We start from the raw sequence: 14,286 nt of genomic DNA, 5'->3' as shown, positions 1-14,286 counted from the left end.
GCGGGGCTGAGGCGCAATATGGCTGGGTGTCAGATTGGCCGGCTGGCCACACCCAATCCCACCTCGTCGCGGTGCCAGCGCGTCGATCCGACCCAATAGGCAAGCCCGATCATCACGGCGAAGGCAAACAGCCCGAGCAGCAGGAAGGCCGGGTCCGCGCTTTGCGGTTCGGGGCCGAACCAATTGAAAGCCTGCATGGCCACCATCACGACAGCGAGGATGACCGGCGGCAGTGAGGGCCCCTTCGTCCGCCGCAGCCACCACCAGAAGGCGAGACCGAAGAGGGCCAGTTCCACCGTCATCGCCGCCAGCGGGTAATTCCACAGGCCGAGCCCGAACTTCTCGCCCGAACCGGCAAGCGTCAGGTCGGGGCGATGGCTCACCCAGTCGAGCACCCAGTGCGACAGGACGACGAGCGCGGCCCAAGTCGCGGCCACCGCGTTGCGCAGGACGATGGCGACAAGCAGGCCGAAGCCCAGGGCCCATGCCGCCGTGCCCAGCAGGCTGTGGGTGAGGGGGTAATCGTAAAGGTCGAGCGGGTTCATCGCGGTGATGCCCGGCACCATCCGCAAATGCTCGATCCCGCCGAGCACGAAAACGAAAAAGGCGATGTCGACCAGCTGCGCGGCAAGGAACAGCGTGCCGAGACGGGGCGCTTCGCTGGTTATTGCGCGCGCGGCAAAGGCAGGCGCCATGTGTCCGATGAACATTGCGGTTGTCCCCTCAGGCGAGCTTGCTGGCGGCGTAGGTGGCGATGGTCGCGGCGGCAGCGGTGGCGAAGGCGCCCCAGCAGATGTCGGCAATCGTGACCGTGGTCGACCAGTGCTTCAGCGTGGCCTGGTTGGTGAGGTCGTAGGTCGCATAGCAGATCGCGCCCAGCAATGCGCCGTTGAGCGCGGCGGCTCCCAGCCCTCCGGCAAGGCCGGGCCGCACCGCGAACCACACGATGGCCGCGACATAAGCCGCATAGAAGACCAGTGCGGGGACCATGCGGAAGCTGTCGGCAAGCAAATCGCCCAACTTCGGGCGGTAGAAATTCGGACCAGCCCAGCCGAGCCACAGCGCATCGAGTGCGCCGAAAGCCAGCGCAGCCGCGATAAAGGCGACAATCCACGTCATATCCGCTCCCCGTGTTTTGCATCTTCTTGACCGCGCGGCTGCGCCCCGTCAATGCTCCCTCGCCATGGCAGAGGGTCAAGACAAACCGATCGGCGAGATGAGCTTCGAAGAGGCTCTGCGTGCGCTGGAGATCACCGTGCGCCGGCTGGAAAGCGGCGATGTGCCGCTGGACGAGAGTATCGCGCTCTACGAACGCGGCGAGGAACTGCGCAAAGCGTGCCAGGCGCGGCTCGACGCGGCGCAGGCGCGGATCGACAAGATCGTCATCGACGGCGAAGGCAAGCCTTCGGGCACCGTGCCTTTCGACGCGGAAGGCTGAGCGTGAACGTCATGACACGGATGCCCGACCTGCTGTCCGACGCTTTCGACCAGGTCCAGCAGGATGTCGACGCGGCGTTCGACGCCTATCTCCCGGTCCCGCAGGATACCCGCGCGCGGCTGGTCGAAGCGATGCGCTATGCCGCGATCGGCGGCGGCAAGCGCGTGCGCCCGCTGCTGGTCTGCGCGACGGCGAAGCTGTTCGGCGTCGACCGCGATGCCGCCGTGGCCGCGGGCTGCGCGGTCGAGGCGATCCACGCCTATTCGCTGATTCACGACGATCTTCCCTGCATGGACGACGACGATCTGCGCCACGGCAAGCCGACGCTGCACAAGGTCTATGACGAGGCGACGGCGGTTCTGGCGGGCGATTGCCTCCATGCGCTGGCCTTCGACATTCTCACCATGCCCGGCATCAGCAACGATCCCTTCGTGCGCGCCGAACTGGTGGCGACGCTGGCCAAGGCCAGTGGGCATGAAGGCATGGCGGGCGGCCAGATGATGGACATCGTCTCGGACGAAGAGGAATACGACATCCGGCAGGTCACGCGCCTGCAGCAGCTGAAAACCGGGGCCTTGCTGGCTGCCAGTGTGGAAATGGGCGCGATCCTGGGCAAGCTGCCTCCCGAAGGCCGCACCCATTTGCGCGCTTATGCCCGCGACATCGGCCTCGCATTCCAGATCGCCGACGATCTGCTCGACGTGGAAGGCGACGAGACCAAGGCCGGCAAGGCGCTGCGCAAGGACGAAGGCCAGGGCAAGCAGACCTTCGTCACCCTCATGGGCCGCGACGCCGCCCGCGCGCAGGCGGAAATGCTGGTCGAACAGGCCGGGCAGCACCTCGCCAGCTATGGCGAGGACGCACGCGTGCTGGTGGAACTGGCGCGGTTCGTGGTAAAGAGGGATCATTGATGGCTGAACGCATTGGTATTTACCCCGGCACGTTCGACCCCATCACGCTGGGGCATGCGGATATCATCCGGCGCGGCAGCAAGCTCGTCGACCGGCTTATCATCGGTGTGACGACCAATCCGTCCAAAAACCCCATGTTTTCGACCGAGGAGCGCTTTGCCATGGTCGAGCGCGAGATCGCGGCGATGGGCCTTGAGAATGTCGAGGTGGTGGGTTTCAACGCGCTGCTGGTGAAATTCGCGCAGAAAATGGGCGCCAGCGTTCTCATCCGCGGGCTGCGCGCTGTGGCGGATTTCGAATACGAGTACCAGATGGCGGGCATGAACCAGCAGCTCGACGATGATATCGAGACGGTGTTCCTCATGGCCGATGTTTCGCTGCAGCCGATCGCCTCGCGCCTGGTGAAGGAAATCGCGCTGTTCGGCGGCGACATCACGCCCTTCGTCAGCAAGGACGTGTGCGAGGATGTGGTCGCCCGCGTCAAGGAGCGCGGACAGCTCGGGGATTACTGAGCGAGCTTCGCAAACCATTCATTGAACGGACAGCGCCGCGCCGCTAGGGCGTGGCACATACAGGACAATTCGACGGAAATTTAGATGCTGAAGTCTTCGCTTGCCCTCGCTGCTGCCGCTCTGACGGCGATCGCTCCGGTTGCTGCCCTGGCGCAGGACGCCGAGGCCGAGGCGAAACCCGCCTCGAGCTTCAAATACGAGCCGATCAATTACAATCTGAACGATGATCGTGAGAACGTCCTGTTCCTCGATCTGTCGAATGGCGAGCGCGTCGGCATCCGCCTCATGCCGGCATGGGCACCCAGCCATGTCGAGCGCATCAAGACGCTCACCCGGCAGGGCTTTTACGACGGCGTGATCTTCCACCGCGTGATCGAAGGCTTCATGGCGCAGACCGGTGACCCGACCGGCACGGGGCAGGGCGGCAGCCATCTTCCCGACCTCGAGGAAGAATTCAATCCGATGCCGCATATCCGCGGCACGCTGTCGATGGCGCGCGCCGCCAGCGAAGACAGCGCGAACAGCCAGTTCTTCATCGTCTTCTATCCGCGCTTCAGCCTGGACAAGAAGTATACCAATTTCGGCCGCGTGATTTCGAACATGGGCGCCGTCGATGCCATCAACCGCGGCGAACCGCCCGCGAACCCGACCCGCATCCTGCAGGCCTCGCTTGCATCGGACAACAAGCCGGTTCCGGCTCCGATGCCCGCTGCTGCGCCCGCGCTGATGGAAGAAGAGGTCACGCTGGACGATCTGAACGCGTCGAGCTGAATTCCGGTTCTCTTCACGCTGAGGAGCGTCTAGGGGCGCTGCCATGCGCGTCGACCTCTTCGATTTCGAGCTTCCCAAGGAACGTATAGCGCTGCGGCCCGCGCGGCCGCGCGATGCGGCGCGTATGCTCGTCGTGCGCGGGGCAAAGCCCTTTGCCGACCGCACCGTGCTCGACCTGCCATCCATGCTCGATCCGGGCGATGTGCTGGTTTTCAACGATACGCGCGTCATTCCCGCGCAATTGGAAGGCCGCCGGGGCGAGGCGAAGATCGGTGCGACGCTGCACAAGCGAGTGGACCTGCGCCGCTGGCAGGCCTTCATCCGTAACGCCAAACGCCTGCGCGTGGGTGAAATCGCGACCTTCGGCGGCGGCGTGACCGCGCTGGCCGAAGAACGGCTCGCCGACGGCAGTTTCATCTTGTTCTTCGAGGGCGACGAACCGGTCGAGGTGTTGCTCGAACGCGCCGGCACCATGCCGCTGCCGCCCTATATCGCGGGCAAGCGCGCCACCGATGCGCAGGACCGTGAAGATTATCAGACCATGTTCGCGAAAGAGGACGGCGCCGTCGCCGCCCCAACCGCGGCCCTGCATTTCACCGATCGCCTCATGGGCGCGCTTGCCGAGCGCGGGATCGGGACCGAGACGCTGACGCTCCATGTCGGGGCGGGCACCTTCCTGCCGGTCAAGGCGGATGACACCGAAGACCACCAGATGCACGCCGAATGGGGCCGCATCGAACAGGACACGGCGGACCGGCTGAATGCGGCGCGCGCACGCGGAAACCGCGTCATTGCCGTGGGTACCACCAGTCTCCGCCTACTCGAAAGCGCCACGGGTGAGGACAAGGTGATCCGCCCCTTCGCAGGCGATACCGATATCTTCATTACGCCCGGCTATTCCTTCCGCGCCATCGACGGGTTGATGACCAATTTCCATCTGCCCAAGTCGACGCTGTTCATGCTGGTCAGCGCGCTGATGGGTCGCGAGCGGATGCAGGCGGCCTATGCCCATGCGATTGCCAGCGAATACCGTTTCTATTCCTATGGTGACTCCTCGCTGCTCCTGCCTTAGGCCGGCCCAATGAACGAACCGATCCTCGAGCTTGACGGCCTTTCCAAGGTCTATCCCGGCGGGCTCAAGGCCCTCGACAATGTCGACCTGACGATCCGCAAGGGCGAGATTTTCGCTCTGCTGGGACCCAATGGCGCGGGCAAGACGACGCTGATCGGGGCGGTCTGCGGACTGGTCAGGCCGACAAGCGGCACGATCCGGGCGTTCGGCCACGACATGGCCAGCGATTGGCGCAAGGCGCGCGCGCGGATCGGGCTGGTGCCGCAGGAACTCTCCACCGACATGTTCGAGCCGGTCCAGCGCGCGGTCGCCTATTCGCGCGGCCTGTTCGGCCTCGCGCCCGATCCGGCGCGGATCGAGGAGATCCTGCGTTCGCTGAGCCTCTGGGACAAACGCGACACGCGGATCATGGCGCTTTCGGGCGGTATGAAGCGGCGCGTGCTGATCGCCAAGGCGCTGGCGCACGAACCCGACCTCCTCTTCCTCGACGAACCCACCGCGGGTGTCGATGTCGAACTGCGCAAGGGTATGTGGGCGATCATCGACCAGATGCGTGACCGCGGCGTGACGGTCATCCTCACCACCCACTACATCGAGGAGGCGGAGGAAATGGCCGACCGCGTCGGCATCATCCGCAAGGGCCAGATCATCATGGTCGACGAGAAGGACGCCATGATGGCGCGGCTTGGCCGGACGGAAGCGCATATCGCGCTCGCCCAGCCGATGGCCGAACTGCCGCCTGCGCTGGCAGGCTACCCAATCGAGATCGAGGAGGGCGGCACATCGCTCTGCTATCGCGGCGGGGATGGCACCGGGCGCGGCAAGGAAGAGGTGGCCGATGTGACCAAGGCGCTGATCGCCAGCGGGATCGACTACACAGGCATCGACATTCGCGAGAGCAGCCTTGAAGACATCTTCGTCTCCCTGCTCGGAGAGGAGCAGGCGGCATGATCGGCTGGCGTTCCACCTGGTCCATCTACACGCGCGAACTGATGCGCTTCCTGCGCACGGCCTTCCAGTCGGTGCTGGCGCCCGTGTTGACCACCTCGCTCTATTTCATCGTCTTCGGCGCGGCCATCGGGGGGCGGATGCCCGACCTCGGCGGAGTGGATTACGGCGCTTTCATCATTCCGGGCCTGCTGATGCTCACCCTGCTCGGGGAGACGACCAGCAATTCGAGTTTCGGCATCTACATGCCGCGTTTCACCGGTACGATCTACGAACTGCTGAGCGCGCCCGTCGGTGTGGCGGAAACGCTGATCGGTTTCGTCGGGGCGGCCATGACCAAGAGCCTGATCCTCGCCGCGATCATCCTGCTCACTGCGCGCTTGTTCGTGGACTATTCCATCGCGCATCCGCTGCTGGCAGTGCTCTACATCATGCTGGTGGCCGCGGCCTTCAGCCTGTTCGGATTCATCCTCGGCATCTGGGCGGACAATTTCGAGAAGCTCGGCATCATTCCCATGCTGTTCCTGACGCCGCTGACCTTCCTCGGCGGCACTTTCTATTCCATCGATATGCTGCCCGAGCCGTGGGACACCATCGCGCTGGCCAACCCGATCGTTTACCTCGTCAGCGGCCTGCGCTGGACCTTCTACGGAAGCAGCGACGTGAACATCTGGATCAGCTTCGGCATAACGCTCGCCTTCCTCGCCGCCTGTGTCGCCGTGATCGCCTATATTTTCCGCACCGGATGGCGATTGCGCCCCTGACCGCGAAAAGCATGACCGCACGGTTAAGCAATTTTCGTTCAGAATCCGGAAATCAGTAAGGCGGCATGCATCCCTCGGCCCGCATTCAGGAGCGGGCCGGACAATGAGGGAATTTATGAACAAGAAAGCAATCCTGCTCGCCGCGACGACCGCTGGCGCAGCCTTCGCTCTTCCCACCGCCGCGCAAGCGCAGGACGTCCTTCCGGGTGAAGGTTTCGTCGGCGTGCAGGCCGGTGTCCACGATCTCGATGTCGGCGATATCGAAGACGACTTCGCCATCGACCTCAACAGCGGCAGCACCATCGCCGGTGTCTTTGCCGGTTACGACATGCCGCTCGGCCCGGGTGCCTTTGTCGGCGCCGAGGCAAACTACACCTTCGGTTTCGGCGCGATCGACAACGAATACGGTATTGCCGGCCGCCTCGGCACGCGCCTTCCCGGCGGTGCCAAGCTTTATGCGCGCGGCGGTTACCAGCAGGTCGATTTCGACCTGTCGGAAATCTTCGACATCGATGACGAGAGCTTTTTCGATGGCGTCGACGATAGCGACGGCGACTACATCCTCGGCCTCGGTGCAGATTTCCCGCTCGGCGGCTCGCTGGTGCGCGTCAACCTTGATACGGTCGGCTTCGACACCGTCCGCGCGACGGCAGGTGTCGGTTTCAAGTTCTGACCGAGCATTCGAACGCATTCGGGGGCGGGCTTCGCGAGAAGTCCGCCCCTTTGCTTTGCGGGGTGGCGATATCGCCTTCCACACGCTAGCAGGCGCGCCATGTCCATCCTGCGCCGCTCCCTGCTCACCGCCGTCCTCCTCGCCACCGCTGCCCCGGCCGCTGCCGAGCTGCCCGAAGGCGTGCGCGCGATGATCGATGCGGCCATCGCCACGGGCGATGCAAAGAAGGTCGAGACGGTGCTTGAACTGGCTCGCGCGACCAACCCTGGCGAAGCGGTCGTGCTCGACGCCATCGAGGCGCAATGGAAGGCCGACCAGGCTGTGAAACTCGCCGGGGCCAAGGCCGCGAAGGAAGAAACCATCCGCACCGCTGGAATGCTCGAGTTATGGACCGGCGAGGGCGAGATCGGCGCGTTCCAGTCGACCGGCAACACCGACAGCCTTGGAATCGCCGCGTCGGTAAAGGCCAAGCGCGAGGGGCTGCGCTGGAGCCACCGCCTCTTGGGCCGCGTCGATTACCAGCGGCAGGACGGCCAGACCAAGCGCGAACAACTCCTCGCCGCCTACGAACCGCGCTGGCAGTTCAGCGAGGATCTGTTCGTCTACGGCCTCGCCCAGATCGAGCGGGACCGGCTGCAAGGCGTCACCCGCCGCTACGCCGCCAGCGGCGGGCTGGGCTACAAGGTCTTCGACCGTGAGGGTCTGAACCTGTCGGTCAAGGCAGGCCCCGCCTGGCGCGTCACCGACTACACCGACGGCACCAGCGCCAGCCGCATCGCCGGCCTGTTCGGCGCCGATTTTGACTGGGAGATCGTCAAGGGCCTCACCTTCACGCAAGATGCCAACGCGCTGGCAGAGGGCGGGGGCGAGGTGCAGGTACTGGTCGATGGCAGCAACACCTCGATCAACCTCGTCAGCGGCCTCGACTTCCGCATCTCGGAAAAGCTGCGCTCGCGACTCTCTTATGCCGTCGACTACGACAGCAATCCTCCCGAAGGCGCAGTGTCGACCGACACGCTGACGCGCTTCACCATCATCTACGGTTTCTAGGTTTCATGAGCACCCGTTTCGCCTTCGATATCCATGCCCGCGACGGCAAGGCGCGTACCGGCACCATCCGCATGCTGCGCGGCGATATTCGCACCCCGGCCTTCATGCCAGTAGGCACGGCGGCCACGGTCAAGGCGATGAAGCCCGAAACCGTGCGCAAGACCGGCGCCGACATCATTCTCGGCAACACCTACCACCTCATGCTGCGCCCCGGCGCGGAGCGGGTGGCCAAGCTGGGCGGGCTGCACCCGTTCATGAACTGGAAGCGCCCGATCCTGACCGACAGCGGCGGCTACCAGGTCATGAGCCTGTCAGACCTGCGCAAGCTCACCGAAAAGGGAGTCGAGTTCCGCAGCCATATCGACGGCTCGAAGCATATGCTCACGCCAGAACGCAGCATGGAAATCCAGCGCCTGCTCGGCAGCGATATCGTGATGGCCTTCGACGAATGTCCGCGTGCCGATCGGCCACGCGACGAGATTGCCGCCAGCATGGAAATGTCGATGCGCTGGGCCAAGCGCAGCCGCGACGGTTTCGATGCGGATGGGGTGCATGCGGAACGTTCGGCGCTGTTCGGCATCCAGCAGGGCGCGCTCGACGAGGAACTGCGCAAGGTCAGCGCAGAGAAGCTGACCGAAATCGGCTTCGACGGCTACGCCATCGGCGGCCTTGCGGTGGGTGAGGGGCAGGAAGCGATGTTCGCCACGCTCGACTTTGCGCCCGGCCAGCTGCCCGAGGATCGCCCGCGCTATTTGATGGGTGTGGGCAAGCCCGACGATCTGGTCGGCGCGGTCGAGCGCGGCGTCGATATGTTCGATTGCGTGCTGCCCAGCCGCTCGGGACGCAACGGGCAGGCCTTCACCTGGAATGGCCCGCTCAATCTTCGCAACGCGCGGTTTGCAGAGGACCAGGCGCCGCTCGACGAACGGTGCAAGTGCGATACTTGCGGGACCTACAGCCGCGCCTATCTCCATCATCTCGTGAAGTCGCAGGAGATCCTCGGCGCCATGCTGATGACTGAGCACAACATCGCCTTCTACCAGCAGCTGATGCAGGCCATGCGCGATGCCATCGGGGAAGGGCGCTTTGCGGCGTTTGCAGCCGATTTCCGGCGCGACTACCTCGGATCGCGCGACTGATGGAATGGGCCCGCGCAGCGGTGATCGGCGCCTCGGGCGGGATCGGCGGAGCGCTGGCGGACCGGCTCGAAGCGCAAGGGACCAAGGTTTTCCGACTTGCGCGCAGCTTTGCGGGCGAGGCGCATATCGACCTCACCGACGAAGCCACGATTGCCGAGGGAGCCGAGAGGTTGAAGGCCAAGGGGCCGCTCGATCTGGTTCTCGTCGCAACCGGCTATCTGCACCAAGATGGGGAAGGGCCGGAGAAAGACTGGCGGCATTTGGACGCCGATGAACTGGCGCGCAACTTTGCGATCAACGCGACCGGTCCCGCGCTTGTCGCCAAACATTTCCTCCCGCTGCTGTCCGAAAAGACCCGCCCTGGTTTCGCCGCCTTTTCCGCGCGGGTGGGAAGCATCTCGGACAACCGGCTCGGCGGGTGGTATTCCTACCGCGCGAGCAAGGCGGCTCTGAACCAGCTGATCCGCACCTTCTCGGTCGAACTGGCGCGCAAGCGGCCCGAGGCTTTCTGCGTGACGCTCCACCCCGGCACGGTGGACACGGCGCTGAGCGAACCCTTCCAGCGCAATGTGCCTGAGGGGAAACTCTTCACACCCGACTACTCCGCCGAGCGCCTGCTCGAAGTGCTGGCCTCGCTGGGGCCGAAGCAAAGCGGGCGCTGTTTCGCGTGGGACGGGAAGGAGATCGCACCGTGACCTATCGCCCTCCTTCTTATTCCAGCACTGCGGGCAAGCAGGAGATCACCCTGCTGGTGCTGCTGGGCGTAATCTCGATCATCCTCTGGCATTCGCCCTATGGCGGCTATCTGCTCTATCCTTTCAGCATCCTTGCGACCTGGTTCCACGAGATGGGCCACGGCGTGGCCGCGATGGGCTTCGGCCATGATTTCGAGCGGCTCGTCATCTTCCCCGACGGCTCCGGCTACGCGCTGCACCTTGCCACGGGAGAGCCCTCGCGCCTCGCGCAGGCCTCCATCGCGGCGGCCGGCCTTTTGGGACCGACAGCCGCCGGCACCGCGCTTATCCTCGCCTCGCGGACCCACCGCGCCACCAAGGCTGCGCTCATCCTGCTCGGCGCTGCGCTGCTCGGTTCGACGCTGATCTGGGTGAGATCGATAACAGGATGGGCCATCCTGCCCGCCATGGGCGCACTCTGCCTCGCGCTCGCCTTCTATGGCCGCGAGCAGCACCGCCGCTTCGCCGTCCAGTTCCTCGGCGTGCAGGGCTGCATCTCGATCTACCGCGACTTCGGCTATCTGTTCAGCCAAGGCGGCTACATGGAGGGACGGGCACAAGCGTCGGACACGCAGCACATCGCCGAGGCGCTATTCCTGCCGTACTGGTTCTGGGGCGGCCTGATCACGGCTATCATTTGCGCCATGATCTTCTTCGCCCTGAGACGCGCGCACCGCCGCTAGGCGATCAGCTTGCGGAGTTGTCCCGCATCTCCAGCACAGTCCCGCGATAGGCAATGAAGTGACCCAGCGCATCGGTGAAACCGGCACCGATCCGGTTCGCCTGTCGCTGCGCTTCTGCGAGGCTCGCATACCATTTCCCGGCGCGTGCGCGGGTCACGAAACGATATTGTGTCATAGTATCATCGAAACGCCGGCGCGCCCGCCCGGGTTCCGCCAAGCCGTTGAAAATGCGACGAACCGAAGTGCGTTAATTTTGACCGTACAAACGAAAAGGGCGGCCCCGCAGGACCGCCCTTTGCTGTTCCGTCGCCGGACCTCTTAGCGCGAGTAGAACTCGACGACGAGGTTCGGTTCCATCGTGACCGGGTAGGGCACTTCGTCGAGCTTCGGCACGCGGGTGTAGGTCACCTTGTCGTTGCCGTCGGGAGCGACGTAGTCGGGAATTTCACGCTCGGGCAGGCTCTGGGCTTCGATGACCAGCGCCATTTCCTTGGCCTTGCTGCCGAGGCTCACGACGTCGCCGACGCGCACGCGGGCCGAGGCGATGTTGGTCTTCACACCGTTGAGGAAGATGTGGCCGTGGCTAACCAGCTGGCGGGCAGCGAAGATGGTCGGCGCGAACTTGGCGCGGTAGACGACCATGTCGAGGCGCTGTTCGAGCAGGCCGATCAGGTTCTGACCTGTGTCGCCCTTCATGCGCGACGCTTCCTGGTAGGTGCGCTTGAACTGCTTCTCGGTAACGTCGCCGTAGTAGCCCTTGAGCTTCTGCTTGGCACGGAGCTGCAGGCCGAAGTCGCTCATCTTGCCCTTGCGGCGCTGGCCGTGCTGGCCGGGACCGTAGGAACGCTTGTTGACCGGGGAATTAGGACGACCCCAGATGTTTTCACCCATCCGGCGGTCGAGTTTGTACTTGGCGCTCTTGCGCTTCGACATAAGTCTTTCCTTCAATTTGCTGAGCTGCGCCATTCGCAGCCATCCAACCCGGCATCGCACCACCTGAACCTGAGGGTCCGGGCGCGGCCACCGCTTCACCGGGGTGCGGGGCCAATTAGCGAGGCGCGCGAATAGCAGGATTGTGCAGCGCGTCAAGCCTCGAAAGCCCAGATTCGCTGGGTTTCACGTATTACACAGGGGCAGCCCAGCTTAACAATTGATGCAAATCTGCACATTAATGTTGCGTGCAAGCCACATATTCAACTTCTCATCTCGGGCGCGTCAATCGAGGCTTGAAGGACAAGAGGCGCGCGACGATAGGCGCGCTCCCCACGCTCCGACCGGGGCGGGGAGAACAACGAAAAAGGAAATACAATGCGTAAATTCGCAGCAGTCGCCGCTCTCGCGGTTGCCACCATCGCCACCCCCGCCGCCGCCCAGGGCGAAGTCCGTGCGGAAGCTCGTGGCGGTATCGTCTGGGCCGAAGGCGACAGCGAAGGCACCCTCGGTGCGGCACTCGGTTATGACTTCGATCTCGGCGAAACCGCTTTCGCTGGCGTGGAAGTTTCGGGCGACAAGATCCTCGCCGAAGGCGCCGATATGGTGTTCGGAACCACCGCACGTCTCGGCGTGAAGACCGGCGACGCGGGCAAGCTGTACGGCGCGCTCGGTTACACCTTCGAAAACGACGCCTTCTACGACTCGGTCGTTCTCGGCGCCGGCTACGAGCACAAGCTGAGCGACAGCATCTATGTCGGCGGCAACTACCGTCACTTCTTCAGCGACTTCATCGACTACGACGCGGCCTACCTGTCGGTCGGCGCGACCTTCTAAGGTCCTTCGCAGAGCGATAAGTCAGGGATGGCGGGGCAGCTTCGGCGGCCTCGCCATTTTTTTTTGGGGCCGGTTTCGTCAGGCTGCGCGCGCAACGCGGCAAAACTGCGAGATGAGCCCTGCATCCTTGACGCCCGGCGCGCTTTCCACGCCCGATGACGTATCGACGAGCGGGGCAGCGGTGCGGACGATAGCTTCGGCGACATTATCCACTCTCAGCCCTCCGGCCAGACCCCATCCGGGGCGGCCTTTCCACCCATCCAGGAGCGACCAGTCGAAGCTGAGGCCCATGCCACCCGGCAGCGCCGCGTCTTTCGGGGTCTTGGCATCGAACAGGATGAGGTCGGCGGCGTCGCGATAGCTTTCGGCGCGAGTGACATCCTCGGACGTGGCCACCGAGACCGCTTTCCAGACGGGCAGCTGGAAGCGCTCTTTCACCTGCGCGACCCTCGCAGGCGTTTCCTCGCCATGCAGTTGCAGAGCCTCGAGCCGACCGGCCTTGATGCCCTCGGCAATAAGCGCGTCATCGGCATCGACGAACAGACCAACCCGCCCAATGCGATCAGCCGCCCGCATGGCGAGCGCGCTGGCCGCGTGGCCATCGACATGACGGGGGGAGGGCGGAAAGAATACCAGCCCGATGAAATCGGCCCGCGCCTCGATAGCGGCGTCGAGCGCCTCGAGGGTCGAGATACCGCAGATTTTTATGGCGGTCTTCAAGGCGCCCTACAGCGTCGCCTCGATCGCGCGGGCGGCGGCTTCGGGGTCTTCGGCGCGGCTGATCGGGCGGCCGATTACGAGCACGCTGGCCCCGTCATCGCGCGCCTGGCGGGGTGTGACGACGCGTTTCTGGTCGCCAATGTCCCCGCCTTCGGGGCGCAGTCCGGGGACGACGAAGAAGCCGTCCTTCCACTGGTCATGGACCGCCTTGATCTCCTGTCCGGAGCAGACGACCCCGTCCAAGCCCGCTTTGTGCGCCGCTTCCGTGAGGCGCATCACGTAATCGTGCGGCGTTCCGGGAAAGCCCATCCGTCCAAGATCCTGCTCATCCAGACTGGTAAGCATGGTGACGCCCACGACCTTGGTTTTCTCGCCCGCCGCCGCTTTCGCGTCTTCCATCATCGCAATTCCGCCGCATGCGTGGATTGTCACGATGGCCGGCTCCAGAACATGGATTGCCTGCATCGCCCCGGCGACGGTGTTCGGGATGTCGTGCAGCTTCAGGTCGAGGAAGATCGGCAGACCGATCTGCGAGAGCATATGCACGCCATGCGCGCCGTGGGCGTTGAAAAATTCCAGCCCCAGCTTCACGCCGCCGACATGCGCCTTGACCTTTTCGGCCAGCGCCACCGCATCGCGCAGGCGCGGAACGTCGAGAGCGAGGTAGATCGGGTTGCTCATGGCTTTGTCGTCGGCTCCGGATCGACGGGATTGGAAGGCTCGGCAGGCCGGGTGGACGGCGCGGGTTCGGGACGGGTGGGCGCAGGATTGTCCAGCTTGGGCGCGGCCATCTTCTGCGTCGCGGTCTCGAGCGCAGTGATGCGCCGCGACTGCCGCCACATTGCGCCGCGATGATAAAGCCACATCGGTATGAGCCCGAGGAGGAAGGAGACGATCACCAGCGCGGGAACGCGCGTGTCCCAGACAATGCCGGGCCAGATGCGGACATCGATCTGGCGGTCCCAATTGCCGAAGGAAAAGGCGATCACGCCCACCAGCAGCAGCACCCAGAGTATCGTTCGCACGATTTGCATCGGTTCAAGGCTCCCCAATCCTGTTTGGGCAAGGATGCTAGGCGCGGGAAACCCCGGCGTCCAGCCGCTG

General features: G+C 64.4%; 20 protein-coding genes. 13 read left to right on the top strand and 7 right to left on the bottom strand.

Annotation, left to right across the window (positions count from 1 at the left end; all coding sequences use genetic code 11):
* Positions 1 to 29 precede the first annotated feature (29 nt).
* Both K3148_RS13675 and K3148_RS13670 read right to left on the bottom strand, forming a co-directional pair.
* Positions 30 to 710, bottom strand: coding sequence for a hypothetical protein (locus tag K3148_RS13675; protein WP_221425301.1), 681 nt, complete (start codon positions 708 to 710; stop codon positions 30 to 32).
* Between the two features lie 13 nt (positions 711 to 723).
* On the bottom strand, positions 724 to 1,119 hold the full coding sequence (locus K3148_RS13670; protein ID WP_221425300.1) for a DUF2177 family protein: 396 nt from the start codon (positions 1,117 to 1,119) through the stop codon (positions 724 to 726).
* 64 nt (positions 1,120 to 1,183) lie between these two features.
* On the opposite strand from K3148_RS13670, the gene K3148_RS13665 reads away from it, so the two are divergent.
* The 12 genes from K3148_RS13665 (at position 1,184) to K3148_RS13610 (ending at position 10,695) form a co-directional block, all read left to right on the top strand.
* Positions 1,184 to 1,438, top strand: a complete 255-nt coding sequence (locus K3148_RS13665; RefSeq protein ID WP_221425299.1) for an exodeoxyribonuclease VII small subunit — start codon at positions 1,184 to 1,186, stop codon at positions 1,436 to 1,438.
* Between the two features lie 11 nt (positions 1,439 to 1,449).
* On the top strand, positions 1,450 to 2,349 hold the full coding sequence (locus K3148_RS13660) for a polyprenyl synthetase family protein (RefSeq protein WP_247711690.1): 900 nt from the start codon (positions 1,450 to 1,452) through the stop codon (positions 2,347 to 2,349).
* Positions 2,349 to 2,861 carry a pantetheine-phosphate adenylyltransferase gene (coaD, locus tag K3148_RS13655; RefSeq protein ID WP_221425298.1) on the top strand — a complete coding sequence of 171 codons (513 nt, stop codon included), beginning with the start codon at positions 2,349 to 2,351 and terminating at the stop codon, positions 2,859 to 2,861. The genes K3148_RS13660 and coaD overlap by 1 nt, the downstream gene beginning before the upstream one ends.
* Before the next feature lie 84 nt (positions 2,862 to 2,945).
* Positions 2,946 to 3,632, top strand: coding sequence for a peptidylprolyl isomerase (locus tag K3148_RS13650; RefSeq protein WP_221425297.1), 687 nt, complete (start codon positions 2,946 to 2,948; stop codon positions 3,630 to 3,632).
* A gap of 43 nt (positions 3,633 to 3,675) precedes the next feature.
* Positions 3,676 to 4,704: a tRNA preQ1(34) S-adenosylmethionine ribosyltransferase-isomerase QueA gene (queA, locus tag K3148_RS13645; RefSeq protein ID WP_221425296.1), complete on the top strand. Its 1,029-nt coding sequence runs from the start codon at positions 3,676 to 3,678 to the stop codon at positions 4,702 to 4,704.
* 9 nt (positions 4,705 to 4,713) lie between these two features.
* A complete protein-coding gene (locus K3148_RS13640; protein WP_221425295.1) occupies positions 4,714 to 5,655 on the top strand; it encodes an ABC transporter ATP-binding protein in 942 nt (313 codons plus the stop codon).
* The gene (locus K3148_RS13635; RefSeq protein WP_221425294.1) at positions 5,652 to 6,416 is read left to right on the top strand and encodes an ABC transporter permease; all 765 of its coding nucleotides are present in this window, start codon (positions 5,652 to 5,654) and stop codon (positions 6,414 to 6,416) included. The genes K3148_RS13640 and K3148_RS13635 overlap by 4 nt, the downstream gene beginning before the upstream one ends.
* Before the next feature lie 115 nt (positions 6,417 to 6,531).
* Complete coding sequence (locus tag K3148_RS13630; RefSeq protein WP_221425293.1) at positions 6,532 to 7,089, top strand: outer membrane protein; 558 nt, start codon at positions 6,532 to 6,534, stop codon at positions 7,087 to 7,089.
* A gap of 99 nt (positions 7,090 to 7,188) precedes the next feature.
* Positions 7,189 to 8,139 (top strand): DUF481 domain-containing protein, encoded by a 951-nt coding sequence (locus K3148_RS13625; RefSeq protein WP_221425292.1) that lies wholly within the window; start codon positions 7,189 to 7,191, stop codon positions 8,137 to 8,139.
* A 5-nt stretch (positions 8,140 to 8,144) separates the two neighbouring features.
* Positions 8,145 to 9,278, top strand: coding sequence for a tRNA guanosine(34) transglycosylase Tgt (tgt, locus tag K3148_RS13620; RefSeq protein ID WP_221425291.1), 1,134 nt, complete (start codon positions 8,145 to 8,147; stop codon positions 9,276 to 9,278).
* Positions 9,278 to 9,973 (top strand): SDR family NAD(P)-dependent oxidoreductase, encoded by a 696-nt coding sequence (locus tag K3148_RS13615; RefSeq protein WP_221425290.1) that lies wholly within the window; start codon positions 9,278 to 9,280, stop codon positions 9,971 to 9,973. Before tgt ends, K3148_RS13615 begins: the two co-directional genes overlap by 1 nt.
* Entirely contained in the window at positions 9,970 to 10,695 is a 726-nt protein-coding gene (locus tag K3148_RS13610; protein ID WP_221425289.1) for a M50 family metallopeptidase, read from the top strand. The genes K3148_RS13615 and K3148_RS13610 overlap by 4 nt, the downstream gene beginning before the upstream one ends.
* Before the next feature lie 4 nt (positions 10,696 to 10,699).
* On the opposite strand, the gene K3148_RS13605 is transcribed toward K3148_RS13610, so the two are convergent.
* Both K3148_RS13605 and rpsD read right to left on the bottom strand, forming a co-directional pair.
* Positions 10,700 to 10,852 (bottom strand): hypothetical protein, encoded by a 153-nt coding sequence (locus K3148_RS13605; RefSeq protein WP_221426738.1) that lies wholly within the window; start codon positions 10,850 to 10,852, stop codon positions 10,700 to 10,702.
* 161 nt (positions 10,853 to 11,013) lie between these two features.
* Positions 11,014 to 11,628: a 30S ribosomal protein S4 gene (rpsD, locus tag K3148_RS13600; RefSeq protein WP_221425288.1), complete on the bottom strand. Its 615-nt coding sequence runs from the start codon at positions 11,626 to 11,628 to the stop codon at positions 11,014 to 11,016.
* 375 nt (positions 11,629 to 12,003) lie between these two features.
* Here rpsD and K3148_RS13595 point away from each other — a divergent pair, with 375 nt between their 5' ends.
* A complete protein-coding gene (locus K3148_RS13595; RefSeq protein ID WP_221425287.1) occupies positions 12,004 to 12,462 on the top strand; it encodes an outer membrane beta-barrel protein in 459 nt (152 codons plus the stop codon).
* Between the two features lie 78 nt (positions 12,463 to 12,540).
* On the opposite strand, the gene K3148_RS13590 is transcribed toward K3148_RS13595, so the two are convergent.
* The 3 genes from K3148_RS13590 to K3148_RS13580 are packed head-to-tail and all read right to left on the bottom strand — an operon-like array spanning position 12,541 to position 14,207.
* Positions 12,541 to 13,182 (bottom strand): phosphoribosylanthranilate isomerase, encoded by a 642-nt coding sequence (locus tag K3148_RS13590; RefSeq protein ID WP_221425286.1) that lies wholly within the window; start codon positions 13,180 to 13,182, stop codon positions 12,541 to 12,543.
* Positions 13,183 to 13,188: 6 nt separating this feature from the next.
* Positions 13,189 to 13,863: an orotidine-5'-phosphate decarboxylase gene (gene pyrF / locus K3148_RS13585; protein WP_221425285.1), complete on the bottom strand. Its 675-nt coding sequence runs from the start codon at positions 13,861 to 13,863 to the stop codon at positions 13,189 to 13,191.
* Positions 13,860 to 14,207, bottom strand: a complete 348-nt coding sequence (locus K3148_RS13580) for a DUF1049 domain-containing protein (RefSeq protein ID WP_221425284.1) — start codon at positions 14,205 to 14,207, stop codon at positions 13,860 to 13,862. The genes pyrF and K3148_RS13580 overlap by 4 nt, the downstream gene beginning before the upstream one ends.
* Positions 14,208 to 14,286: the final 79 nt, after the last annotated feature.

This window comes from Qipengyuania aurantiaca (genome assembly GCF_019711375.1).
In the GTDB taxonomy this organism is placed as follows: Bacteria; Pseudomonadota; Alphaproteobacteria; order Sphingomonadales; family Sphingomonadaceae; genus Qipengyuania; species Qipengyuania aurantiaca.
This window is presented reverse-complemented; position numbering and strand designations above follow the sequence as displayed.